This window comes from Hyphomonas sp. NPDC076881, assembly GCF_050269995.1.
Taxonomy (GTDB): Bacteria; Pseudomonadota; Alphaproteobacteria; order Caulobacterales; family Hyphomonadaceae; genus Hyphomonas.
The window spans coordinates 111,653-132,212 of record NZ_JBNNJJ010000009.1; the positions used below are offsets into that span (position 1 = coordinate 111,653).

The window sequence follows — 20,560 nt, forward strand, 5'->3', positions numbered from 1 at the left end:
GCGCGCGTTAAGCGCAAGTCAAAGGCGACGCTTACCCCTGCGCGCGCTTCGCCGCCACAATGGCTGCATCCAGCGCCGAAAGGAAGCGGGAACGGTCTGCCTTGCTGAAGGGGGGCGGCCCGCCTGCCCCGATCCCGGCAACGCCCACCCGCCGGTCTGCCATGATCGACCTTGTGGCCATGGCGGTGCCGATGGAGTCGTCCGTAAACGGCTTGCCTGAGGGGCTGATGACACGCGCCCCGGCCTTCAGGCTGCGATCGGCGAGGGGAATGTCCGCCGTCACGACAATCGCGTCCGGTCCGGCCGCCTCGGCGATCCAGTCATCGGCCGCGTCAAACCCGTCACTGACAATCTTGCGGGAGATCAGCTTGTGTTCGGGAATACGCAGATAGGAATTGGCCACGACGGTCACAGCCACCTGATGGCGCAGGGCCACGGTGTAGATCTCGTCCTTCACAGGGCAGGCATCGGCATCGACAAGGATACGAACGGTCATTCGGTCTCCATCGCCGCAATCCACTCCCGGATCAAGGCGAGGCTGTGAGGATCGGTGACGCTGCGGCCAAGCTCTGGCATGGCCACGCCCGGCTCGGTAGAGGCCATCCGGTAAAGCAGGATCGAGGCATCAGGGTCTCCTGGCACGATCACCTGTTTCAAACCGCCCGAGCCGCGCCCGGCGGCCACGGGATGTTTCAGGATACCGATCCGGGCCGGCCCGGTCTCTGTGGACGAAAGCCAGAGTCCGGAATTGGACGCCGATCCGTCCGCCTTGTGACAATGAGCACAGTTCACGTCCAGCCACGCCCGCGCCCGGAGGTCCAGCGGCGCAGACGGATCAAAGGCGGAGGGCTCTCCTGTCACCTCCTCCGGCAATCCGGAAAGGATGCCTGCCGCCGCCCAGCGCGCAAGCTGGTCCTCATAGGCAAGGTGGCGCGCCTTTGGCCCGATAGGGGCGATGTCCTTGCCTGCCTGATGGCAGGTCTTGCACTGGTTCTGATTGGGCACGGCATAGCGAAGCTCAAGCGGCGCCCCATCCGGGCTGATGATCTCGATGCCGATCCGCTTCCCGGCGGGGCTATAGACTGCCTCGGTCTGCGCTTCGTTCCAGATATAGGGATAGGCCACCCAGCCGCCCGCCTTGTGAATGAGCAGCCGCGTCTCAACCCGCCACTGGCCCTCCTCCGGCGCGCGCATGTCCGGGGCGAAGGCAAAGGTCTTCACCAGTACGGAACCAACCGGAAAGTCGAAGACATCGCTTTCCTTATAGGCCGCGCGCGCGCCTCCGGGCACGAACACGAAGCGGTGCTTGGCGGCGTGATCTGTAAACAGCGGATTGATCAGATCGTACGGCAGGACACCTTGCGCAGGCGCGGCCGACGCCATATCGGCAAACAGTCCGTAATCGGAAAGGCTGCGGGCGGGATCTTCCGCCAGGATCACACCAAGATCAGGCCCCGGCGCCCCCTTCCCTGCCGGCGAGCAAGCCGCCAGCAGGAAAAGCGGGGTAAGCAGGACCAGCCATCTCATGAATGCACGCGCCTCAGCGATCCGCGTGCGGCAGAACGATGGCGGCAGGCTCGGCTGCCGGGCTGGCAACCGGGCGCTCCGGGGAGGGCGCCATGGCGGCCGGGTCAATCGGATACCTGCCAAGACCGAAGCTGATGAAACCCACCTCCGGGCCCTCCAGCACGGAAAGGTTCACGGCCTGCGCCGCGCCCTCGCCCCACCGGTCCACCCCATCCCAGACGACTGCCGGCAGCGTGCCGCCCAGTGCGGCAGCCAGCGGCGCAAGGTCTCCCTGCGGATCATTGCCGCCGGCGCCATAGAAATTGTCGCGCAGCACCAGATCGCGCGGCAGCGGATTATACCGCTCATCCGTGAACGGCAGCGAATAGGACATGATCAGCACATGGGCTGAGCGGTTGTCGTCAAACTTGTTGTCGAACACATGCACATTCTGGTTGGCCATCACGATGACACCGGTGCCCGAAGGCACGCTTGCCACGATATTGCCAGCGGGCGCGAAGTTGCGCGTGTTGTTGCTGCTGATCTCATTGTCAAAGATGCGGGTGGAGTTGCCGCCGGTTACCGGAAGGTCGGGCAGGTCGAATACCAGAATGCCGCCGGTATTGTTGCGGGCAATGTTGCCATAGACATCGGCGTTCATCGAATTTTCGATCTCGATGCCGGCAACATTGTATTCGACCACGGAGTTGCGAACGATGATATTATCCGACTGGCCGACATAGATGCCGGCGTCGGAAGCGGCCCGCACGGTGACATTTTCAACCAGCACATTCTTAGACTCGACCGGATAGACACCATAAGCGCCGTTATTCTCGTCCGGCCCGCCGGTCCATTCCACGGTCAGATAGCGGTAGATGATCTGATCGGCGCCCTTGGACTTGATGCCGTCGCCCTTGGTGTTGCGCACGCCGAAATCCATCAGCGTCACATCATCAGAGGTAACCAGCAGGCCCTCGCCCGCACCCTCCTGGCCAGTGAAATCGAGGATGGTCTTCTCCTGACCAGCCCCGCGGAGGGTAACGCCGTCCACATCCAGTGACAGGCCATCGACGAGTTGGAAGGTGCCTTCCGGCAGCAGGATTGTCTCGCCGGGTTTGGCCGCGATCAGCGCCGCCTGCAGCGTTGCGCCGAAGTCGCCTTCGGCAGACAGGGGCGCGGGGACATCATTGATAGCGCCCGCCTTGTCGTTTGTGGCCGGTGTGCAGGCGGCCAGCGCCAGCAGAATGGCAGCAGCGCTCAGTGCGCCCAAGCGAATGGACATGTGTTCCCTCCCAGGAATTGTTATGACGCAAGTGTCATCTTCAATCCGGGGAAAAGCAAGGCCAGCGAATAGCAAAGGTGGGCGCAAAGCAAAACTTCGCGCCCGCCTGTTCCCTACTCAGTGAACGCTGAGCGGGTGGAGGTCATTGGCGTGGCAGGCGGCAAAGGCAGCATCACGCCCTTCCACAATGGCGAGGCGCTGGCCATCGGCGGAGGACACGATGAACAGGTCCTGCGGGTCATCAATGTCCGCGAGCGCGTCAGGCGGCAGAAGGCCGCTTACCTCACCCACATCCATCTGGCGGATATAGACGAAGGATTCGGTCTCGAACGGGTTCGTCTTGTTGAAGTCTGTCGTCATCAGTCCACTCCTTTCCGCGCCCCGGCGGGGTCGCTGGCAGAGGGCTCACTGGCCACCTTGCCATGCTGGAAAGGTGGGCCTGCATTGTGGCCGGTTCAAGCACCTTGATGCGGCATCATAGCGGCAACCCCTTAAGGACCGTTACCGGCCGCGCCATTGCCCGAAATGTGCCCAGCTTGCCCGCCAAACGGTCAGAATTTTCCGGAACTGTCCGGATTTGTCCGAGAATGTCCGGGCCTGGAGTCGGGTATGGCGAAAAACAAAAGGCCGCCCTTGCGGGGCGGCCTTTGCGTTCACTTTTCCGTGTGGTGGAAAAGAGGGGTCCTGGTGGAGCCAAGGGGAGTCGAACCCCTGACCTCTTGCATGCCATGCAAGCGCTCTCCCAACTGAGCTATGGCCCCGGACCGGGAAGCGGATGCACTAGACGAGCGCTGATCCGCTTTCAAGCCCCTTTTTCACCGATCGTCGTCTTCATCATCTGCGATTTCGAGGTCGTCATCACCGTCCTCGTCATCATCGATTTCGAAGTCTTCCTCATCATCGTCTGCGATGATGATATCGTCGTCTTCATCCTCATCGACGCCGTCCTCGGAGAAGCCGGAAGGCACTTTGCCTTCTTCGTCTTCATCTTCAGCGCCTTCCAGAACGATGTCGTCGTCTTCAGCGCCAAGTTCCTTGGCATCTTCCTCGTCGTCCTCGACCTCCTCGTCTGCTTCGACAGCGTCGTCCTCGTCGTCATCCCGGATGACGGCGTCTTCCTCTTCCTCGAGGTCTTCTTCATCCTCGTCTGCCGCTTTCACAGCAGCGCGGGCCGCTTTCGCCTTCACCTTGGTGATGGTCGTGCGGATCACTTCGTCTTCAGGGTCGAACTCGTTGCCGCATTTGGGGCAGACGGCCGGGCGTTTGTTCAGATCATAGAAACGAGACTCGCAGGACGGGCAGACCTGCTTGGTTCCGAGTTTGTCCTTGGACATGGGGCTTGCGCGCTCCTCTTGGGGCAAAAAGCCAATTGGAAGTTGGCGGCGCGCTTGCCATGAACGCCCCGCGCTGTCAAAGCCCCAATTTACATCTGCAACCCGCCTTTCTGACGAGACCTTTCCCCAATGGTATGGACCAGCCACCCGGTCAAACGCCTCGCCGGCGCCATTCGCGCGCCCGGAGACAAATCCTGCAGCCATCGCGCGCTGATCTTTGGCGGCCTTGCCGAGGGTGAAAGCCGCTTCACCGGGCTGCTGGAAGGCGATGACGTGCTGCGCACCGGCCATGCCATGCAGGCGATGGGCGCCACCGTGACACGGACCGGCCCAGGTGCCTGGGAAGTGACAGGCGTGGGCGCAAAGGGCCTCTCCTCCCCCAAAGGTGTTCTGGACTTTGGAAACTCGGGCACCGGCTCTCGCCTGCTGATGGGGGTGATGGCGGGCTATGACCTGACCGCCTCGCTGACGGGCGATGCCTCACTCTGCTCGCGCCCAATGAACCGGGTGCTCAATCCGTTGCGCCAGATGGGCCTGAAAGATACTGCCGGGCCGGATGGTAAACTGCCCTTCACGCTGACGGGGTCGAAATCCCTGAAAGCCATCCGCTATGCCCCGCCCCAGGCGAGCGCGCAGGTGAAATCTGCCGTGCTGCTGGCCGGTCTCAATGCTGAGGGAGAAACCGTCGTGGTGGAAGCCAAAGCGACGCGCGACCATACCGAACGGATGCTGCAGGGCTTTGGCGCCACGCTCTCCTTCACCATGGAACCGGGCGGGGCACATGAGATCGGTCTCAAGGGTGGCCAGCGCCTTCATGGGCTCGACGCCGCCATTCCGGGCGACCCCTCTTCGGCCGCCTTCCTGATCGTGGCGGGCCTCCTCTCGCCTCAGGGCGATGTGACCGTTGAGAATGTAATGTCGAACCCCACCCGGTCCGGCTTCTATGACGCGGTGGACCTGATGGGCGCCGGCCTCGGCGCCGAGGAACGCGGGGAAGCCGCCGGCGAGCGCCTGATCGACCTGCATGCAGGCTATGCTGGCCTGAAGGGCATCGCCGTGCCCGAGCGCCTCGTTGCGTCCATGATCGACGAATTCCCCATTCTCGCCGTGCTGGCCGCCTTTGCCACCGGCGAAACCCGCGTCACCGGCGCCGAAGAACTGCGCGTCAAGGAAAGCGACCGGATCGGCGCGGTTGTCGCCATGCTGCGCGTCAATGGCGTTGAAGTGGAAGAGACCGAAGACGGCTTCATCGTTGAAGGCTGCGGCGGCCCGCCCCCCGGCGGCGGCCTCGTCGAAACCCGCCATGACCACCGCATCGCCATGAGCGCGCTGGTGATGGGCACAGCGGCGCAGAACCCCGTCAGCATCGACGATATTTCGATGATCGACACGAGCTATCCGGAGTTCATGGGCCATATGAAGGCGCTGGGGGCGGACATTCGGGGCTGACCCCTGCCGCGAGGGCAAAATTGACGGATCGGATTCCCGCGCCAAAATCAGCCGATGACAACGCTGTTTGATCCCCTGACCTTCACCCGCGGCCCAGCCATGAAGAACCGCTTCATGCTCGCCCCGCTCACCAACATGCAGAGCCATGCCGATGGCACGCTCAGCGATGACGAGTTTCACTGGCTGGTGAAACGCGCCGAAGGCGGTTTTGGCCTGACGATGACCTGCGCGGCGCATGTCCAGGCCGACGGCCAGGGCTTTCCCGGCCAGCTCGGCGCATTCGATGACAAACACCTGCCGGGCCTCATCCGCCTTGCCAAAGCGCTGAATGATCAGGGCACCCATTCGGTGGTGCAGCTGCACCATGCCGGAATGCGCACCCCGCGCGAATTGATTGGCGGGCGCGCGCCGCTCTGCCCTTCGGGCGACACCGAAACCGGCGCTCGCGCGCTGACGCTGGACGAGGTGCAACAGGTGGCCGCCGATTTCATCGCAGCCGCAAAGCGCTGCGAACAGGCCGGCTTCCACGGCGTGGAGCTGCACGGCGCGCATGGCTACCTGCTCTGCCAGTTCATCAGCGCCGACATCAACAAGCGCGAGGATGAATATGGCGGCTCCTTCGAGAACCGCACCCGGCTGCTCCGGGAAATTATTGCGGGCGTCCGGGCAGGATGTGGGCCGCACTTTTCCCTTGGCGTGCGCCTCTCGCCGGAACGGTTCGGCATGGATATTGGCGAGATCCGCCGCCTTGCCAGCGAACTGATGACCAGCGGTGACATCGATTATCTCGACATGTCGCTGTGGGACACATTCAAGGAACCTGAAGACCCAAGCTTCAAGGGCCGCCCGCTGGTGGAATGGTTCACCGGCCTGCCCCGTGGCAACTGCCGCCTGGGCGCTGCCGGGAAACTCACGACCGGCGAAAGCTGCCGGCGCGCGATGGAGGCCGGGCTCGACTATGTCGTGATCGGGCGCGGCGCGATCCTGCACCATGACTTCCCGAAGAAGGTGGCGGCAGACGCAAACTTCCAGCCGATCGCCCTGCCGGTTCCCGAAGCGCATCTGGTGGCAGAGGGCTTAGGCCCGGTCTTTGTGAATTACATGAAGACCTGGAAGGGCTTTGTGGCCGAAGCGGCCACTGCCTGAGCCATAGCTTGACTTGACGCCGGGCGTGCATCACTCCCCGGCCTTATGATCATCGCAATCGACGGCACGACAGCTTCCGGCAAGGGCACCATCGCGCGGCGCCTCGCCGCCCATTACGGGCTGCCGCACATGGATACAGGCCGGCTTTATCGCGCTGTGGCTGTGGCCGCCCTCAAGCAGGGCGTCCCCCTGGACGCCGCCGGCCCTCTCGCCGACCTTGCCCGGATGCTGGACCTGACCGACTTCGTGGAGCACGAGTTGCGCTCCGCCGAAGCTGGCAAGGCCGCCAGCGTTGTGGCCGCGATCCCTTCCGTGCGTCAGGCTCTGTTCGAACTGCAGCGGGCCTTTGCGACCCGCGAGGGCGGGGCCCTGCTGGATGGACGTGACATCGGCACGGTGATCGCGCCGGACGCGGATGTGAAGCTTTGGGTGGACGCCGATGTGGGCCAACGGGGGGAGCGGCGCTGGAAGGAACTTGTCGGCAATGGCGAGGACGTGACGCTGGATCAAGTCATCGAACAGCTCAAGATCCGCGATGCCCGCGATCAGGGGCGGACCGACGCCCCCGCCGCGATGGCCGCCGATGCCATCTTGATCGATACGACTGATCTCACTATAGACGCGGCTGTGGAAAGGGCGATGGCTGCCGTTGAGGCTGCTCTCGCCAAGGGAAAGACTGCCTGAGGGGCGCCTGCAAAGGGACGCTTCAATCCAAACAGGCGGTGCCCGCTTCAGATACTGAAAGACCACGCGACGGGTCGGATGTGCGCAGGCGGCAATGGTGCCGGTCCTGCCTTTGAACCATTCGGCCCTCCCCCCGGAGACCCCATGACCAACCAAATGAACCCCTCCTCGGCCGATTTCGCCTCGATGTTCGAGTCCTCGGCAGCGGCATCTGCCATGCAGGAAGGCCAGGTTATCCCGGCCACCGTCCTGCGCATCGATAATGACTCCGTCGTCGTCGATATCGGCCTGAAAACTGAAGGCCGCATCCCGACCAAGGAATTCCTGCTTGAAGACAAGCAACCCGCCCCCGGCGACCTGATCGACGTTTACCTCGACCGGATCGAAAACGCGCTGGGCGAAGCCGTTCTTTCGCGCGACAAGGCCCGCCGCGAAGAGCGCTGGGTCAAGCTGGAGCGCAGCTTCTCCAAAGGCGAGCCCGTCAAAGGCGCCATCTCCGGCCGCGTCAAAGGTGGCTTCACCGTCGACCTCGGCGGCGTCAACGCCTTCCTCCCCGGCTCCCAGGTCGATATCCGCCCGGTGCGCGATGTCGGTCCGCTCATGGGCGAAGTTCAGCCGTTCGCTGTTCTCAAACTCGACCGCGTTCGCGGCAACATCGTTGTCTCGCGCCGCGCGATCCTCGAAGAGAGCCGCGCCGAACAGCGCGCCGAGATCGTTTCCGACATGGCTGAAGGCGACGTCCGCAAGGGTATCGTCAAGAACATCACCGATTACGGTGCGTTCGTTGACCTCGGCGGCATCGACGGCCTGCTGCACGTCACCGACATGTCCTACAAGCGCATCAACCACCCCTCGCAGGTGGTCGAAGTGGGCCAGGAAGTCGAAGTCCAGATCATCAAGATCAACCCCGAAACCCAGCGCATCTCGCTCGGCATGAAGCAGCTCGGCACCGATCCGTGGGACAACATCTCGTCCCGCTACCCGGTCGGCGGGCGCCTCAAGGGCACGGTCACCAACATCACCGACTACGGCGCCTTCGTGGAGCTGGAAGATGGTGTGGAAGGCCTGATCCACGTCTCCGAAATGAGCTGGACCAAGAAAAACGTCCACCCCGGCAAGATCCTCTCGACCTCTCAGGAAGTCGATGTGGAAGTGCTGGACGTTGACAGCGAAAAGCGCCGCATCTCGCTTGGCCTCAAGCAGACCATGGACAATCCGTGGAGCGCCTTCCTCGCTGCCAACCCGGTTGGTACCGAAATCGAAGGCGAAGTTCGCGGGATCACCGAGTTCGGCCTCTTCATCGGCCTCGGCCCGGACCTCGACGGCATGGTGCACATCAACGACATCGCCTGGGACAAATCCGGCGACCAGGCGATCGAAGCCTTCACCAAGGGCGACCGTGTCAAAGCGAAGGTTCTCGATGTCGATGTCGATAAAGAGCGCATCTCGCTGGGCATCAAACAGCTTTCCGGGGACCCGATCGAAGCGGCAGCCAGCGAGTCTGGTGGCGGGGGCGGCGGTCTGAAGCGCGGCGCAACCGTGACCTGCACCGTCACGGAAGTGACCTCGGGCGGCATCGAAGTCGAGTTCGGCACTCCGGCAGTGAAGTCCTTCATCCGCCGCTCCGACCTCTCCCGCGACCGCGCCGACCAGCGCCCCGAGCGTTTCGCTGTGGGCGACAAGGTCGACGCCAAGATCGTGACCGTGGACCGCGCAACGCGCCGCGTTTCGCTCTCGATCAAGGCTCTGGAGATCGCCGAAGAAGCCGAAGCCGTTGCACAATACGGCTCTGCAGACGCAGGCGCTTCGCTGGGCGACATTCTGGGCGCTGCGCTTGCCTCGTCGAAAGGCAAGGCGAAAGCCGGCGCAGACACCGGCGCTCTGGACGAGCGCGGCCGTCTGGACGCTCCGCAAGGCGAAGCTGACGACCTCAAAAAGCTGAAAGGCCTCGGCCCGGCTTTCGAGAAGAAGCTGAACGAAGCGGGTATCTACCACTTCTGGCAGATCGCTGCGCTCTCCGACGAGCAGATCGCTGACCTCGAAGAGGAACTGGCAATCCAGGGCCGTTTCGAGCGCGATGGCTGGAAAGATCAGGCTGATTCCCTCGCCTGAGGGTAGCCCATTTGAGGGCTGGCCCGGCTGAAACCGGACCGGCCATCTAAATTTCCCGAAATGTTTGCGGCGGGGGCCTAGCGCTCCCGCCGCAAATGCGTTTATTATCAATGCGATGCTCAAGTCCCAACTCATAGAGAAGCTCGCGGCTGAAAACGCGCACCTGCGTCACGAAGACGTCGAAAAGGTCGTGAACGTTATCCTCAGCGAGATTGGCGAAGCGCTGGCTCGGGGCGACCGGGTTGAACTGCGCGGCTTCGGGGCTTTCTCTGTGCGCAAGCGGGACGCCCGCAAGGGCCGCAATCCCCGCACCGGCGAGCCCGTGAAAGTGCCCGCCAAGGCAGTCCCCTTCTTCAAGGCCGGCAAGGAACTGCGCGCCCGCGTCAATGGCGGCAATGACCCCGAGGCGAGATAGGCAGCGCCTGTTTCGCGCGCCTGATGCAGCGCCTTGACGCTCGGGCCAAACCCCGCGAACTCTAATTCAAACTCTGGCTACATCCTGCCAAAGGGAAGGGGTTAATATGCTTAAGGAATTCAAAGAGTTCGCCCTCAAGGGCAATCTGGTCGATCTGGCCGTCGGCTTTATTCTTGGCGGTGCGTTCGGCACCATCGTCACCTCACTTGTGAACGACATCATGATGCCGCCACTCGGCATGCTGATGGGTGGCGCGGATTTCTCCGACCTCTTCATTTCCCTCAATGGCGAAGCCTACGCCTCTCTGGCCGCCGCATCGGATGCTGGCGCCCCGGTGATCGCCTATGGCAAGTTCATCAACGCGCTCATCTCCTTCACGATCATGGCATTCGCATTATTCTTCGTGGTCAAGGGCATGAACACGCTGAAGAAGAAAGAGGCTGCGGCCCCGCCGCCGGCACCGCCGCGTCAGGAAGTGCTTCTGGAAGAAATCCGCAACCTGCTGGCCAAAAACCAGTAAGGAATCCGCGGAAAACAGGGTTCGCAAAGTATTAAGCAGTCAGCTGCTACTTTGTGGATAGTAGAGTACCGCGTAGAGTGCGGAAGGGCGGCCTGTCGGGTCGCCCTTCTTGCTTTCAGGCTTAGGATGTCTTCTGCAAGCCGAGCGTCTGCTCCAGAAGATCATGCGCGCCCTCGGTGAAATGGAACGCCTGCCAGCCCCGGCGCCGGGCAGCGGCAACATTCTCTTCCATATCGTCCACAAGGAGGAGGCTTTCCGGGGCAACCTTCAACTCCACTTCGATATGGGCGAAATAGTCCGTATCCGGCTTAGCGATCCCCATCCGGCCGGCAGCGAAAATACGCTCCACCCGCTCACCGAAGCCCATTGCGGTTTCGATATAGGACGTACGGTGGATCTCGTTATTGGTCGCCATCACATGGCGTACGCCCCGCGCCTTGAGCGGTTCGAACAGCGCCAGGGTGCGGTGATCGGGCAATGCGTCACGCTCGAACCAGTAATCAAGGATCTCTGCAGCGCGTCCGGCAGCAGCATTGGCTTCAGCCCATTCGGTTACCAGCTCCACCAGGCAGGCCTGCCCTACCATCGCCTTCTGAAACCGGCCCGCGAAGAGGTAACTCGAGAAGGAGTGAAGTGAGAGCCCCAGATCCCGTTCGAAATTGCGGGACCAGGCAAAAACACCCTGTTCGATATTGCTATTGAGAACGCCGTCAAAATCCCAAGCAATGACCTGCACCGCAGCCGGATCGAACGGTGATGTCATCAGTAGGTGTATTCCTCGATGGCGGTCAGCGTGATCGTGTAGGCCGCATCCGCCAGCTCGCTTTCCTGCGTCTGGGTGTGGATAGTGCCTTCAATCCAGACGGCCTGGGCCAGATCCTTCATCTTGATCGGCTTCTCCGACATCACAAACACGGTCTGGTTCGGCGGCGGCGGCGGCGCATGGATACAGGCGCCGAAATAGGGCACGAGCAGGAATTCCTTGATCTGCGCATCGGCGCCATATTCGAACGGCACCGTGTAGCCAGGGATACGGATCTTCTTGCCGTTGAGTTCCTTGACTGTGTTGAATGTCCCGATCTGGACAGCCGTATCGGCCGCAGAGCCTTCGGCAATCCCTGCGCCGGAATAGAGCATGGCCATCTGGGCCTGATACATCTGGGCGAGGCGTTCCTCCTCCCCTTCCGGCATCAGGTCTTCCCAGCCGATCCTTTTCACCCCGCGGGCAGCGAGTTCGGCATCCTTGCGGGCCTGTTCCTCGGCGCGCTTCTTGGCAGCTTCAGCCCGCGCCGCGGCGCGTTCGGCGGCGCTCTGGCCGATCTTGTCGCCAACCTTGGGGCCTTCCGACTTGGCTTCGGCGGGCGCTTCCTTGGCGGGTTTTGCCGGGGCCGCTTCGGCTGTGCCGGAACTGGAGGCGCCGCCACAGGCGGCAGCAAGCGCAAAGGCAACGGTGGCGAAGGCAAAACCGGGGAGGGATGTCGTTTTCATACCTCCTGTTTAAAGCGCCCGCGCCCACAGTTCCAGAGCACAATGCTGTTACAATCGGACGCTGAGCCCGTCTGCCAGAGACCGGCGCATCGCCGCGACGGCCGGCACTGCGCCGATCACGAGGGAGGCGAGCGTGACCGCGCCCAGCACATAAATATCCAGCAGGCCGGGCCCTCCCGCCCCGAAAGCGACGCCGTAGCGGGCCTGCAACATAGGCGCGATCGCTGCGAACACGCCATGGACGATGACGATGCCGATCAAGGCCCCCATGAAGCCAATCAGGCCAGATTCGAGCACGAGCAGGGAAAAGATGTGCCCCGGCCGTGCGCCCGTCGCGCGTAAGATCGACATCTCCCGCCGCCGCTCATTCAGGCTGGTGAGGATAGAGGTAAGGATCGACACAAGGCCGACCGCAATCACGAAACCGGACACCGCCAGCAGGGCGCGCTCGGCAATCGACGTGACGCCCCAAAGCTCGCGCAACGCCTCCCCCGGGATGATCGCCATCAACGGCTCGCCGCGATTGGTGTTGATCTGCCGGCGTGTGGTCAGGATCGTGCCTTTCCGCTCCAGACCCACGAAGATCGCCGTCACAGTCTTGGGGGTAAGGTCGAAGGAGCGGATCATCTCGGTCGGGATGGAATCGGCCAGCGGGTTCTTGGCGCCGGTTTCCCAACCGACATGGATAGCGGTGATGGCTTCGAGCGAAACATGCACGGTCCGGTCGACTGGCGTTCCGGTCGATTTGAGGATGCCCGACACGCGGAAGGGACGATTCTCGTGGCCCGAGCCGAGATCGGCCGCGCCGATGCCGTGGGTGAGAATGAGCGGCGTGCCAATCTCGTATCCGAGTTCACGCGCCACATCCGCGCCGATCACGGCATCAAACAGATCATCGAAGATCGTACCTTCAGCCAATTCGAGCGGCTGCCCGCCGCCATATTTGTAATGCTGGAAATAATCGGTGTTGGTCCCCATCACGCGGTAGCCCCGATGGCTGTCACCCAGGGCGATCGGAACGGCCCAGGCAACATCCGGGCGCTCCGCAATCTGACGATAGGTTGGCCAGGAAACTTCGGCTGTCGCCGAGCCCATGCGGAACACCGAATAGAGCAGGAGATTGACCGTACCCGTCGGCGCACCAACGATCAGGTCCGTTCCGGAAATCGTGTTCTCGAACCCTTCGCGGGCACCGCTGCGGGCCTTTTCGACCCCAAGGAACAGCGCAACGGAAAGCGCCACGGCCACGATGGTTAGGAGTACCGAGCCCTTCCGGTTGAGAAGGCTTGCCCAGGCAAGGGAGAAAAGAGCGGTCATGCTGGCGCCCCTGCCCTGTTTATTGCGGTAAGATCGGCGGCCCGCGTGAACAGACCTGCGAGAGAGGCGTCATGGCTGACGAAGAGAAGGCTAGCGCCAGAGCGCTCGACCTCTTCAGACAGCAGATTGATGAAGCGGTCGCGCGCGTCCGCATCCAGGGCTGAGGTCGGCTCGTCCGCAATCACCAGGCTGGGGCTGCCGATCAGGGCGCGAGCGGCCGCAACGCGCTGTTGCTGACCAACGGAAAGATCCGACACGCGCCGCTCAAGCAAGCTCTCATCCGTCAGGCCAAGCCGGGCAAGCAGGCGGCGTGCCTCCGCCTGCGGATCATTTCCCGCTGCCTTGCGCCGCGCGGGAGAAAAACGCAGGGGCAGCAGGACATTCCCCGTGACCGACAGATAAGGCACCAGATTGAACATCTGGAAGATGACGCCCATCCGGTCCGCCCGCAGACGGTCGCGCCGTGCCGCCGGCAGTTTGCTCATATCCTCGCCCAGAACGCTGATGCGGCCCGCCTGGGGTTGGAGCACGCCGGCAATCAAGCCAAGAAGCGTCGATTTGCCAGAGCCAGACGGCCCCCGCAGAAATACGCGCTCGCCAGCCTCGACGCGGAAAACATCCAAGTCGAGCACTTGCGGGCCGCTCTTCCAAGCAAAGCGCAGCCCTTCGATATCGATTACGGGATCAGCCATACCGTTCTTATTTCAGGGAAAGCTCCGGGGAGGAAGGCGTCAGCTCTGCGGCTTTCTGGGCTGTGTCAGTCACAAATACGGCATTGACCTTCTCGAAGCCGGGAAACGCGCTGAAGCCAGCGAAACGCGCAGCGGTCACGCCGCCCGCATTAGCGCAGGTCCAGGTGAAGTTTACATGGCCATCGGCGTGACCGCTGGATGTGTCTACCTCGGCCGCAGGGGTCTCGGCCGTGCAGTTTCCGCCGGTCAGCGTGATGAAGCCAGGCAGCGCTGCGATCACTTCCGGTGTGAACACACCGTCTGCTTCGGAGAGGCCGAAATTGGCCAGCGGCGAAACCAGTTCTGCCGTCAGCTTGCTGCCCTCTATGACGAAGGCCAGATCCGCAATGCCGTGAACATGAGCCGCTCCGCCTGCATGATCATGGTCGTGATCTTCTCCCTCCTCATGGTCATGGACTTCGCCTTCGGCATGATCTTCTGCGTGCACGTCATGGCTGTCTTCAGCAGAAACTTCTGCCGGCAGCGCAGCGTCCGCCTCGACGGGGCCAGGCGCCGGCGGCGGCGTGCCTGGACCACAGGCTGCGAGCACCGACAGGGCAGCCCCAGCGAGCAATGGCAACGAAACACGGGCAAGATGGGTCATAAACAGCTCCTGATTTTTCCGGACTTGGCGGCGCGGCCCGAAGGAAAACGGCCCCGCGCCGCAAAAATTACTGGCAGGCGGCAGAGTGAAACATTATAACACTTTTCGCAAGGTGCCCGAGCGCACAAGCGCAGCCCTTCTTTAACCTCTGCCCCCTTTTCAGGCCGCAGCAAATCGGACACACGCCGCCGGATGCCCCTCTCTCTTCAGGCGCCAATCCTATTCGGACTCCTCGCAGCTCTGGTCACTTCGTTGGGCCTGATTGCCGTCGCTGTGCGCAGTGAGTGGACCGTGCGCCAATCCGGCCTGTTCTCTCTGGCGGCCGGGGGAATGCTGATCTCCCTGACGCTGCTGCACATCGCGCCGGAAGCCCTGGTGATGAACGCCCGCGCGCCGTATTTCATGCTCGCAGGCTTCTTCGGCGGGTTACTGCTGAGTTCTACGATCAGCACAATCTTCCCGGAGAAAGACGGAGGACGATCCCAGGCCTTGACGCCGTTGCTGGCGGTGGGGCTTCACTCCTTCCTGGACGGGGTGATTTACTCGGTCACGTTTGCAGCGAGTTTCGAGGCAGGCGTCTACGCCTCCACCTCGCTTATCATGCACGAATTTGCTGAAGGGGTGATCGCCTTTGCAATTCTTGCCCGGCACGGCTTCCGGGTTCGGGAGGCGGTGATCTGGGCGTTCCTGGCAGCCGGAGCGACAACCCCGCTGGGGGCATTGGTAAGCGGGCTTTTCCTCAATGGGCTCGGACCGGATGTTGTCGCCGCGCTTTACGCCCTTTCGGCAGGTCTGCTGGTCTATGTGGCGACCGGCCCCCTGATGCAGCCGCTGAAGGAAGAGCCGCCCCTCCGCGGCGTGGCGGCACTGGGCGCGGGCATACTGATTGCCATGCTGCTCTTGCTGACGCCGCTGCATGGCCATGGAGCGCATGATCACACCCATGATCATGATCACGACCACATCCACCTTCTGAAAGACCCTTCCGGCATCCATCCGTCCGACTGAGGGAACCGGCATAGGCCTTGCACCGTTACTCCTCAAACAGCGCCTCAAGGCGCGGGAGGCCGAGTATGGTTAATTTCAATTTCTGGACGAAACTCTCTTCTCTTTTCATGGCCTTGGCGGCGATATCGCTTTCGGCCCAAGCACAGGACGGGTGCGGCCTCAGAGATGTGGCGAGGTTTCAGACAGCCGTTCTCCAACCGGCAGAAGAGGCTACGCCCGCCTATCTAAAACGTACCGCAGAAAGCTTTATTGCCGACTGCCCCGACCGTTTTGAAGCCCGCGACGCTCATCTGATCGCAGCGCGTAGCGCCATGGATGCCGGCATCGCTGCCGATGCAGTGACGCATTACGACCATGCTATTGCCCGAGGCGCGCGTCTGTCCCCCGTTCAGCGGCTGGACCAGTCCGTTGCCTTGCTTGCGGCAGGCGAGGAACGGGAAGCACTTGAAGCGCGCAACCTTGCCATAAGTGAGTGGCTGGAAGCGTTGACCGCGCGCGGGATGACCAATTTTGACATCCGGAAATCACGCGGCGGCGTTATTCTGGCTGTCAGCTTCCCTCAGCAGGATCCCGCCGCCTCCGTGCAAGCGCTCTGGCTGGCTGTGCCCGATGGTCCGGGGTTGCCGGCAGCGGCGGTCCTGCGGCCTGATCCCATGCGCGCCTCATTGAGAGCTTTGCGCACCGGCCGGCCCCCCTCGGCGCTGACCATCCTGGAACAGCGCACCTGCCAAGATGCCCGCATTCTGCGGGAAACGGCGGCGCCCGCCGCTATCGAGAGCTTTGACCGGGCCGCAACCGAGGCTATGCGCAGCTATCTGCGTCAACCTGCGGGGCTGGCGAAAACGGCGCCCGGCGAGCCTTTGCCAAGCTGCCTGATGCCAGAACTTATGCTGCCCGTGCCGGCCGCAGCATACTAGAGCGGCAACTCGGTCGTGTTTTTCAGACACTCCATGGCAAAAGTCGCGCTGACATCCGCCAAGTCGACCTTAGCGATCAGCGCTTTGTAAACGCGGTCATAATCGGCCACGCTGCTGACCTGTACTTTCAGCAAATAATCGACATCCCCCGCCATTCGATAGAATTCGATCACCTCCGGGATAGACTGAACCGCTGTGGCAAAACGCTGGAGCCAGGCCGCAGAGTGATCTCGGGTGCGGATGGCCACGAATACCGTTTGGGCCAGCCCAACCTTTTCAGGATCAATCAGCGCCACCCGCCGGGAAAGGACGCCCGCCTCCTCCAGGCGCTTTACCCGCCGCCAACAGGTATTCACCGAGATGCTGACGCGATCAGCCATCGATTCGAGCGATATGCTGCCGTCTGACTGCAGCAGACGCAGAATAGCCCGATCAGTATCATCAACATTTTCCATAATTGGAGTTATTATTCAAAAATTTTTACCACGCAATGGCTCAGATTGATAGATTGGTGAGATGCATTTCCGCGAGCGCTATGAGATTCTCCTCATATGCCTCAGTCCGCTTCCGCTCTTAAGCAGCCAGCCCTCACGTCTCCCCACGCAGCGCCCGCTTGCCAGGAGGCGCGGCTGAAGGCGCTTTCCGCCCTGATCGGGCGCACGCCGATGCTTTCCATCCGCGTGCGTTTCAGGGGCCGGGAACGGGTGATCCACGCCAAGGCGGAGCACTATAATCTGACAGGATCGATCAAGGACCGGATGGCCCTGTCGATCCTCGCCTGCGCTTATCGCTCCGGCACGCTGAAGCCCGGTGACACGATTGCGGAAGCCACAAGCGGCAATGCGGGCATTGCCCTCACCGCGCTTGGCCGCGCCCTGGGCCATCCGGTTGAGATCTTCATGCCGGACTGGATGAGTAATGAGCGCAAGAACCTGCTGCGCAGTCTGGGGGCGAACCTCAATCTTCTCACTCGCGAGGAAGGCGGCTTCGTCGGCGCGATTGCAGCCACGGAGCAACTCGCCGCCAGCCGGGCCAGCGTGTTTCTCCCCTGCCAGTTTTCCAACGCCGACAATTCCGCCGCGCACACCAACACAACCGCTCGTGAACTGATTAATCAGCTGGCCTGCCTTGACATAGAGCCCGGCGCTTTTGTGGCCGGTGTCGGCACCGGCGGCACCGTGATGGGCGTTGGCCGCGCCCTGAAGGCTGCGTTTCCGAAGGTGAAAATTCACCCGCTGGAACCCCAGGAGTCCCCCACCCTCTCCACCGGCTACAAGGTGGGGCAGCACCGGATACAGGGCATCTCTGATGATTTCATTCCGGCGCTGGTGAAGCTGGATCAGCTTGACGAGGTGATTGCGGTGTCCGATGGCGACGCCATCCGCATGGCACAGCGCCTGGCGCGGGAACTCGGGCTTGGCGTAGGCATTTCATCCGGCGCAAATCTCATCGGCGCCCTGATCGCCGCAGAAAAGCTGGGAGAAGATGTGTGTGTCGCCACCGTCTTCTGCGACGACAACAAAAAATATCTTTCCACCGCGCTGGCCGGCGAAGAGCCCCACAAGGAAGGCCATCTCAGCCCCGAAATCGAATTGCTGGATTTCGAAGCGAATGTCTGCGCCTGAGGGCGCGCCTATTAGCGCTTTGACGCAGCCGGATCCGCAGCGGCTTCTTCCTTTTCCCGCACCGTGAAACGGCGCGTGAACTGAGTGACCCGCGGCGCAATCTCGGTTTCGAACCGGGACCCGTTGAACACGCCATAATGGCCAACGCCCGGCTGAATATAATCCGTACGCATATCTTCCGGGATGTTCTTGCAGATATCATGAGCGGCCTGCGTCTGGCCGATACCTGAAATGTCGTCTTTTTCACCCTCCACGGTCATCAACGCTACCGTGCGGACCGCGTCCGGCTTCACAAGGCGCTCACCACGGTACTTGTAGATACCGCGCGGCAGGTGATGTTCCTGAAATACCCGCTGGATAGTCTGGAGGTAGAACTCTTCCGTCAGATCAAGGACGGAGAGGTATTCATCATAGAACTCGCGGTGCTTGGCGGCGTTGTCGCCATCCCCGCCGACGAGATGATTGAAAAATTTCCAGTGCGCATCGACATGCCGGTCCCAGTTCATGTTCATGAACGAAGCCAGCTGCACAAAGCCCGGATAAACGCGGCGCAGAACACCCGGATAGGGCGCCGGCACGGTGTAGATCATGTTCTGCTCAAACCACTCGAACGGGCGTTCCTCGGCGAGCTTGTTGGGAACCGTCGGCGAACGGCGGGCATCAATCGGTGAGCCCATGAAGGTCATGCTCGCCGGAAGCGCTGGGTCTTCATCCTCGGCCATCATCGAGATGGCGGCCAGCACGGGCGGCCCAGGCTGGCAGACAGCGAGCACATGCGCCCCGCCGCCCAGATGGGTCAGCATCTTGCGGACATGATCGATATAGTCATCCAGATCGAACCGGCCGAGCCAGACCGGCGCCATGCGCGCATCCGTCCAATCGGCGATGTAGACGTCATGCGTCTCAAGGAAACCTTCAACGGTTCCACGCAGCAGCGTTGCATAGTGGCCAGACAGGGGGGCCACGATCAGCAGGCGAGGCAATGGCGCGGCATTCTTGCGGCGCGCCTGCGCCAGCTTCTCCGCATCCTTCTTGAAGTGAACAAGACCGCACCACGGAGACCGCCACGCGATCTGAGGCTCGACCGGGACATCTATGCTGTTGATGCGAACCGACGAGATGCGCCATTCCGGCTTGCCATAATAGCGCGTCGCGCTTTCGAACACGTCCGCCATTGCCGCGAGGGATTTGCCATAGCTGGTGTGGCCCATCGGATTGAATGGAGAGTTCAGCGCCGCGCGCCCAGCTCGCGCGGCAAGCCGCATTGGTGCCATCGCCACCCGGTTCAGTTCAACAAGGGAATAGAGCATCGTCGTTGCAACCCTCTTTGCTGCAGTGCAGCGTACGCCTCAAAAAACACTCCGGCAAATGTTTTCGCCAGCCGCAACTTGTCCCAAGGGAAAGGCGAGGGTTAACTGAAAGTCTTGAAAAATACTGAAACTTCCGGCCTGCGGCCCGTACAGAGTTAACATCCGGCAGGTAGGTATTCTCGTCAGGGGAGAATTCTGCCTGGAGCGTTGCTGATGTTTCTGACCTGCCAGCCCAACCCGCATGACGACGGCCGCATGACCCGGGCCCTCATCTTCGAAAACACGCCAGGCACCCGTTTCGCCATTGATGCCGAAACGCTGCACCGCCACCCGGAACTCCTGAAACCCTTCGGCCGGTGGCTGGACATCCGGCTGCGCATCCTGGACGCGCTGGCATATCTTTCCTGTCTGGTGGGTGTCATTGCCGCCCTGGTCGTCGGCTGGTGGATGGCCGGGCTTGGGCTGGTCATCTGTGTGATGATGCTCGCCGCCAACAGGAAAACGGCCGGCCGTCTGGCAAAATCTGCCGCGCAGCGATCATCGGAAAGCTTCCGGAAGCTGCATGAAATGGGCTGTCTGTGGCTGGTAATGGCTTAGAGGCCGAAAAGTCCCAGCACGGCTGCGGCAACGGCTGCGACCGTGAACATCAACGACAGCATGACCGAACTGCCCCGCTGTTCCTTGCGGCGCGTGCGGACGCCTTTGGGATTCTTGCCTTCCTTCGGCGCGAGCATCATCCGCGTCGAGAAGAACCCGAAGCTGGCCACCAGGGCGACCGTGCCGGCAATCCAGCTGGTGGCGAGCAGGAACAGCGCGCCGGACACCAGCATCATGCCCGCAATCGGCGTCGCCGTCCGGTACAGCAATTCGCGGACATGCGTGTCGGCCCGCGCCCCGGTCAGCTTGTCAAAGCTGCAATTGGGCGAGGCGATCGAGGCTACCCAAGAGGCCCCAATCGCCATGGCGCAGGTTATCAAGGCGATACCGTTGGAAAGGGTCTGAAGGCTTTGAAGCATGATCCCTTATCGCTGGATTCGCGGCAAAGACATGTAGATTTTTGACAAGTTTCTGTAGGATCGCACTCGCCTTGAGGGCGAGCAGATTGGCAGCCT

The 20,560-nt window shown here is 62.1% G+C and carries 23 protein-coding genes and 1 tRNA gene; 10 read left to right on the plus strand and 14 right to left on the minus strand.

The window, feature by feature from the left end; all coding sequences use genetic code 11:
- Positions 1–31 precede the first annotated feature (31 nt).
- The 6 genes from ACQKI2_RS11645 to ACQKI2_RS11670 all read right to left on the minus strand — a co-directional run bounded on the left by ACQKI2_RS11645 (position 32) and on the right by ACQKI2_RS11670 (position 4,122).
- The gene (locus tag ACQKI2_RS11645) at positions 32–496 is read right to left on the minus strand and encodes a YaiI/YqxD family protein (protein WP_427379837.1); all 465 of its coding nucleotides are present in this window, start codon (positions 494–496) and stop codon (positions 32–34) included.
- Positions 493–1,527 (minus strand): SO2930 family diheme c-type cytochrome, encoded by a 1,035-nt coding sequence (locus ACQKI2_RS11650; RefSeq protein WP_427379838.1) that lies wholly within the window; start codon positions 1,525–1,527, stop codon positions 493–495. Before ACQKI2_RS11650 ends, ACQKI2_RS11645 begins: the two co-directional genes overlap by 4 nt.
- Before the next feature lie 13 nt (positions 1,528–1,540).
- A complete protein-coding gene (locus ACQKI2_RS11655; RefSeq protein ID WP_427379839.1) occupies positions 1,541–2,788 on the minus strand; it encodes a parallel beta-helix domain-containing protein in 1,248 nt (415 codons plus the stop codon).
- 117 nt (positions 2,789–2,905) lie between these two features.
- Positions 2,906–3,148 (minus strand): DUF1150 family protein, encoded by a 243-nt coding sequence (locus ACQKI2_RS11660; RefSeq protein WP_427379840.1) that lies wholly within the window; start codon positions 3,146–3,148, stop codon positions 2,906–2,908.
- A 325-nt stretch (positions 3,149–3,473) separates the two neighbouring features.
- Positions 3,474–3,549: transfer RNA gene (locus tag ACQKI2_RS11665), tRNA-Ala, on the minus strand.
- 54 nt (positions 3,550–3,603) lie between these two features.
- Positions 3,604–4,122, minus strand: a complete 519-nt coding sequence (locus ACQKI2_RS11670) for a TIGR02300 family protein (RefSeq protein WP_427379841.1) — start codon at positions 4,120–4,122, stop codon at positions 3,604–3,606.
- Between the two features lie 129 nt (positions 4,123–4,251).
- Here ACQKI2_RS11670 and aroA point away from each other — a divergent pair, with 129 nt between their 5' ends.
- From aroA to mscL, 6 genes are all read left to right on the plus strand, one after another.
- Entirely contained in the window at positions 4,252–5,571 is a 1,320-nt protein-coding gene (gene aroA, locus ACQKI2_RS11675) for a 3-phosphoshikimate 1-carboxyvinyltransferase (protein ID WP_427379842.1), read from the plus strand.
- A 54-nt stretch (positions 5,572–5,625) separates the two neighbouring features.
- A complete protein-coding gene (locus ACQKI2_RS11680) occupies positions 5,626–6,717 on the plus strand; it encodes an NADH:flavin oxidoreductase (RefSeq protein ID WP_427379843.1) in 1,092 nt (363 codons plus the stop codon).
- Positions 6,718–6,762: 45 nt separating this feature from the next.
- Positions 6,763–7,401: a (d)CMP kinase gene (gene cmk / locus ACQKI2_RS11685; protein WP_427379844.1), complete on the plus strand. Its 639-nt coding sequence runs from the start codon at positions 6,763–6,765 to the stop codon at positions 7,399–7,401.
- Positions 7,402–7,545: 144 nt separating this feature from the next.
- Positions 7,546–9,513 (plus strand): 30S ribosomal protein S1, encoded by a 1,968-nt coding sequence (gene rpsA, locus ACQKI2_RS11690; RefSeq protein WP_427379845.1) that lies wholly within the window; start codon positions 7,546–7,548, stop codon positions 9,511–9,513.
- Between the two features lie 115 nt (positions 9,514–9,628).
- Entirely contained in the window at positions 9,629–9,928 is a 300-nt protein-coding gene (locus ACQKI2_RS11695; RefSeq protein ID WP_035597925.1) for an integration host factor subunit beta, read from the plus strand.
- A gap of 106 nt (positions 9,929–10,034) precedes the next feature.
- Entirely contained in the window at positions 10,035–10,448 is a 414-nt protein-coding gene (gene mscL / locus ACQKI2_RS11700; RefSeq protein WP_427379846.1) for a large conductance mechanosensitive channel protein MscL, read from the plus strand.
- A gap of 121 nt (positions 10,449–10,569) precedes the next feature.
- Here mscL and ACQKI2_RS11705 read toward each other — a convergent pair whose 3' ends face one another.
- From ACQKI2_RS11705 to ACQKI2_RS11725, 5 genes are read right to left on the minus strand one after another with little or no spacing between them, the layout of a single operon-like run.
- The gene (locus tag ACQKI2_RS11705) at positions 10,570–11,211 is read right to left on the minus strand and encodes an HAD-IA family hydrolase (RefSeq protein ID WP_427379847.1); all 642 of its coding nucleotides are present in this window, start codon (positions 11,209–11,211) and stop codon (positions 10,570–10,572) included.
- On the minus strand, positions 11,211–11,936 hold the full coding sequence (locus ACQKI2_RS11710; protein ID WP_427379848.1) for a DUF3299 domain-containing protein: 726 nt from the start codon (positions 11,934–11,936) through the stop codon (positions 11,211–11,213). Before ACQKI2_RS11710 ends, ACQKI2_RS11705 begins: the two co-directional genes overlap by 1 nt.
- A 48-nt stretch (positions 11,937–11,984) precedes the next feature.
- Entirely contained in the window at positions 11,985–13,253 is a 1,269-nt protein-coding gene (locus ACQKI2_RS11715) for an ABC transporter permease (protein WP_427379849.1), read from the minus strand.
- Positions 13,250–13,945: an ATP-binding cassette domain-containing protein gene (locus tag ACQKI2_RS11720; RefSeq protein WP_427379850.1), complete on the minus strand. Its 696-nt coding sequence runs from the start codon at positions 13,943–13,945 to the stop codon at positions 13,250–13,252. The genes ACQKI2_RS11715 and ACQKI2_RS11720 overlap by 4 nt, the downstream gene beginning before the upstream one ends.
- 7 nt (positions 13,946–13,952) lie before the next feature.
- Complete coding sequence (locus ACQKI2_RS11725; protein WP_427379851.1) at positions 13,953–14,588, minus strand: ZrgA family zinc uptake protein; 636 nt, start codon at positions 14,586–14,588, stop codon at positions 13,953–13,955.
- Between the two features lie 252 nt (positions 14,589–14,840).
- Between ACQKI2_RS11725 and ACQKI2_RS11730 the strand changes: the two genes are divergently transcribed.
- Both ACQKI2_RS11730 and ACQKI2_RS11735 read left to right on the plus strand, forming a co-directional pair.
- Complete coding sequence (locus ACQKI2_RS11730; protein WP_427379852.1) at positions 14,841–15,596, plus strand: ZIP family metal transporter; 756 nt, start codon at positions 14,841–14,843, stop codon at positions 15,594–15,596.
- Positions 15,597–15,661: 65 nt separating this feature from the next.
- Positions 15,662–16,513, plus strand: coding sequence for a hypothetical protein (locus ACQKI2_RS11735; protein ID WP_427379853.1), 852 nt, complete (start codon positions 15,662–15,664; stop codon positions 16,511–16,513).
- On the opposite strand, the gene ACQKI2_RS11740 is transcribed toward ACQKI2_RS11735, so the two are convergent.
- A complete protein-coding gene (locus ACQKI2_RS11740) occupies positions 16,510–16,968 on the minus strand; it encodes an Lrp/AsnC family transcriptional regulator (RefSeq protein ID WP_427379854.1) in 459 nt (152 codons plus the stop codon). The two genes, ACQKI2_RS11735 and ACQKI2_RS11740, sit on opposite strands and share 4 nt — an antisense overlap.
- Positions 16,969–17,064: 96 nt before the next feature.
- On the opposite strand from ACQKI2_RS11740, the gene ACQKI2_RS11745 reads away from it, so the two are divergent.
- Positions 17,065–18,138, plus strand: a complete 1,074-nt coding sequence (locus ACQKI2_RS11745) for a PLP-dependent cysteine synthase family protein (RefSeq protein WP_427379855.1) — start codon at positions 17,065–17,067, stop codon at positions 18,136–18,138.
- An 11-nt stretch (positions 18,139–18,149) separates the two neighbouring features.
- Here the strand turns inward: ACQKI2_RS11745 and ACQKI2_RS11750 are convergent, their stop codons facing one another.
- Positions 18,150–19,448, minus strand: coding sequence for a polyhydroxyalkanoate depolymerase (locus ACQKI2_RS11750; protein WP_427379856.1), 1,299 nt, complete (start codon positions 19,446–19,448; stop codon positions 18,150–18,152).
- 213 nt (positions 19,449–19,661) lie between these two features.
- On the opposite strand from ACQKI2_RS11750, the gene ACQKI2_RS11755 reads away from it, so the two are divergent.
- Positions 19,662–20,045, plus strand: coding sequence for a hypothetical protein (locus ACQKI2_RS11755; protein WP_114106709.1), 384 nt, complete (start codon positions 19,662–19,664; stop codon positions 20,043–20,045).
- Here ACQKI2_RS11755 and ACQKI2_RS11760 read toward each other — a convergent pair.
- Positions 20,042–20,464, minus strand: a complete 423-nt coding sequence (locus tag ACQKI2_RS11760; RefSeq protein ID WP_427379857.1) for a hypothetical protein — start codon at positions 20,462–20,464, stop codon at positions 20,042–20,044. The genes ACQKI2_RS11755 and ACQKI2_RS11760 overlap by 4 nt on opposite strands.
- Between the last annotated feature and the right edge of the window lie 96 nt (positions 20,465–20,560).

Coding starts and splice junctions, on each gene's coding strand:
- ACQKI2_RS11680 (WP_427379843.1), top strand. CDS start 5,626: ATGACAACGCTGTTTGATCCCCTGACCTTCACCCGCGGCCCAGCCATG.
- mscL (WP_427379846.1), top strand. CDS start 10,035: ATGCTTAAGGAATTCAAAGAGTTCGCCCTCAAGGGCAATCTGGTCGAT.
- cmk (WP_427379844.1), top strand. CDS start 6,763: ATGATCATCGCAATCGACGGCACGACAGCTTCCGGCAAGGGCACCATC.
- ACQKI2_RS11650 (WP_427379838.1), bottom strand. CDS start 1,527: ATGAGATGGCTGGTCCTGCTTACCCCGCTTTTCCTGCTGGCGGCTTGC.
- ACQKI2_RS11645 (WP_427379837.1), bottom strand. CDS start 496: ATGACCGTTCGTATCCTTGTCGATGCCGATGCCTGCCCTGTGAAGGAC.
- aroA (WP_427379842.1), top strand. CDS start 4,252: ATGGTATGGACCAGCCACCCGGTCAAACGCCTCGCCGGCGCCATTCGC.
- ACQKI2_RS11705 (WP_427379847.1), bottom strand. CDS start 11,211: ATGACATCACCGTTCGATCCGGCTGCGGTGCAGGTCATTGCTTGGGAT.
- ACQKI2_RS11750 (WP_427379856.1), bottom strand. CDS start 19,448: ATGCTCTATTCCCTTGTTGAACTGAACCGGGTGGCGATGGCACCAATG.
- ACQKI2_RS11720 (WP_427379850.1), bottom strand. CDS start 13,945: ATGGCTGATCCCGTAATCGATATCGAAGGGCTGCGCTTTGCTTGGAAG.
- ACQKI2_RS11695 (WP_035597925.1), top strand. CDS start 9,629: ATGCTCAAGTCCCAACTCATAGAGAAGCTCGCGGCTGAAAACGCGCAC.
- ACQKI2_RS11710 (WP_427379848.1), bottom strand. CDS start 11,936: ATGAAAACGACATCCCTCCCCGGTTTTGCCTTCGCCACCGTTGCCTTT.
- ACQKI2_RS11655 (WP_427379839.1), bottom strand. CDS start 2,788: ATGTCCATTCGCTTGGGCGCACTGAGCGCTGCTGCCATTCTGCTGGCG.
- ACQKI2_RS11740 (WP_427379854.1), bottom strand. CDS start 16,968: ATGGAAAATGTTGATGATACTGATCGGGCTATTCTGCGTCTGCTGCAG.
- ACQKI2_RS11725 (WP_427379851.1), bottom strand. CDS start 14,588: ATGACCCATCTTGCCCGTGTTTCGTTGCCATTGCTCGCTGGGGCTGCC.
- ACQKI2_RS11670 (WP_427379841.1), bottom strand. CDS start 4,122: ATGTCCAAGGACAAACTCGGAACCAAGCAGGTCTGCCCGTCCTGCGAG.
- ACQKI2_RS11745 (WP_427379855.1), top strand. CDS start 17,065: ATGCCTCAGTCCGCTTCCGCTCTTAAGCAGCCAGCCCTCACGTCTCCC.
- ACQKI2_RS11760 (WP_427379857.1), bottom strand. CDS start 20,464: ATGCTTCAAAGCCTTCAGACCCTTTCCAACGGTATCGCCTTGATAACC.
- ACQKI2_RS11660 (WP_427379840.1), bottom strand. CDS start 3,148: ATGACGACAGACTTCAACAAGACGAACCCGTTCGAGACCGAATCCTTC.
- ACQKI2_RS11755 (WP_114106709.1), top strand. CDS start 19,662: ATGTTTCTGACCTGCCAGCCCAACCCGCATGACGACGGCCGCATGACC.
- ACQKI2_RS11735 (WP_427379853.1), top strand. CDS start 15,662: ATGGTTAATTTCAATTTCTGGACGAAACTCTCTTCTCTTTTCATGGCC.
- rpsA (WP_427379845.1), top strand. CDS start 7,546: ATGACCAACCAAATGAACCCCTCCTCGGCCGATTTCGCCTCGATGTTC.
- ACQKI2_RS11715 (WP_427379849.1), bottom strand. CDS start 13,253: ATGACCGCTCTTTTCTCCCTTGCCTGGGCAAGCCTTCTCAACCGGAAG.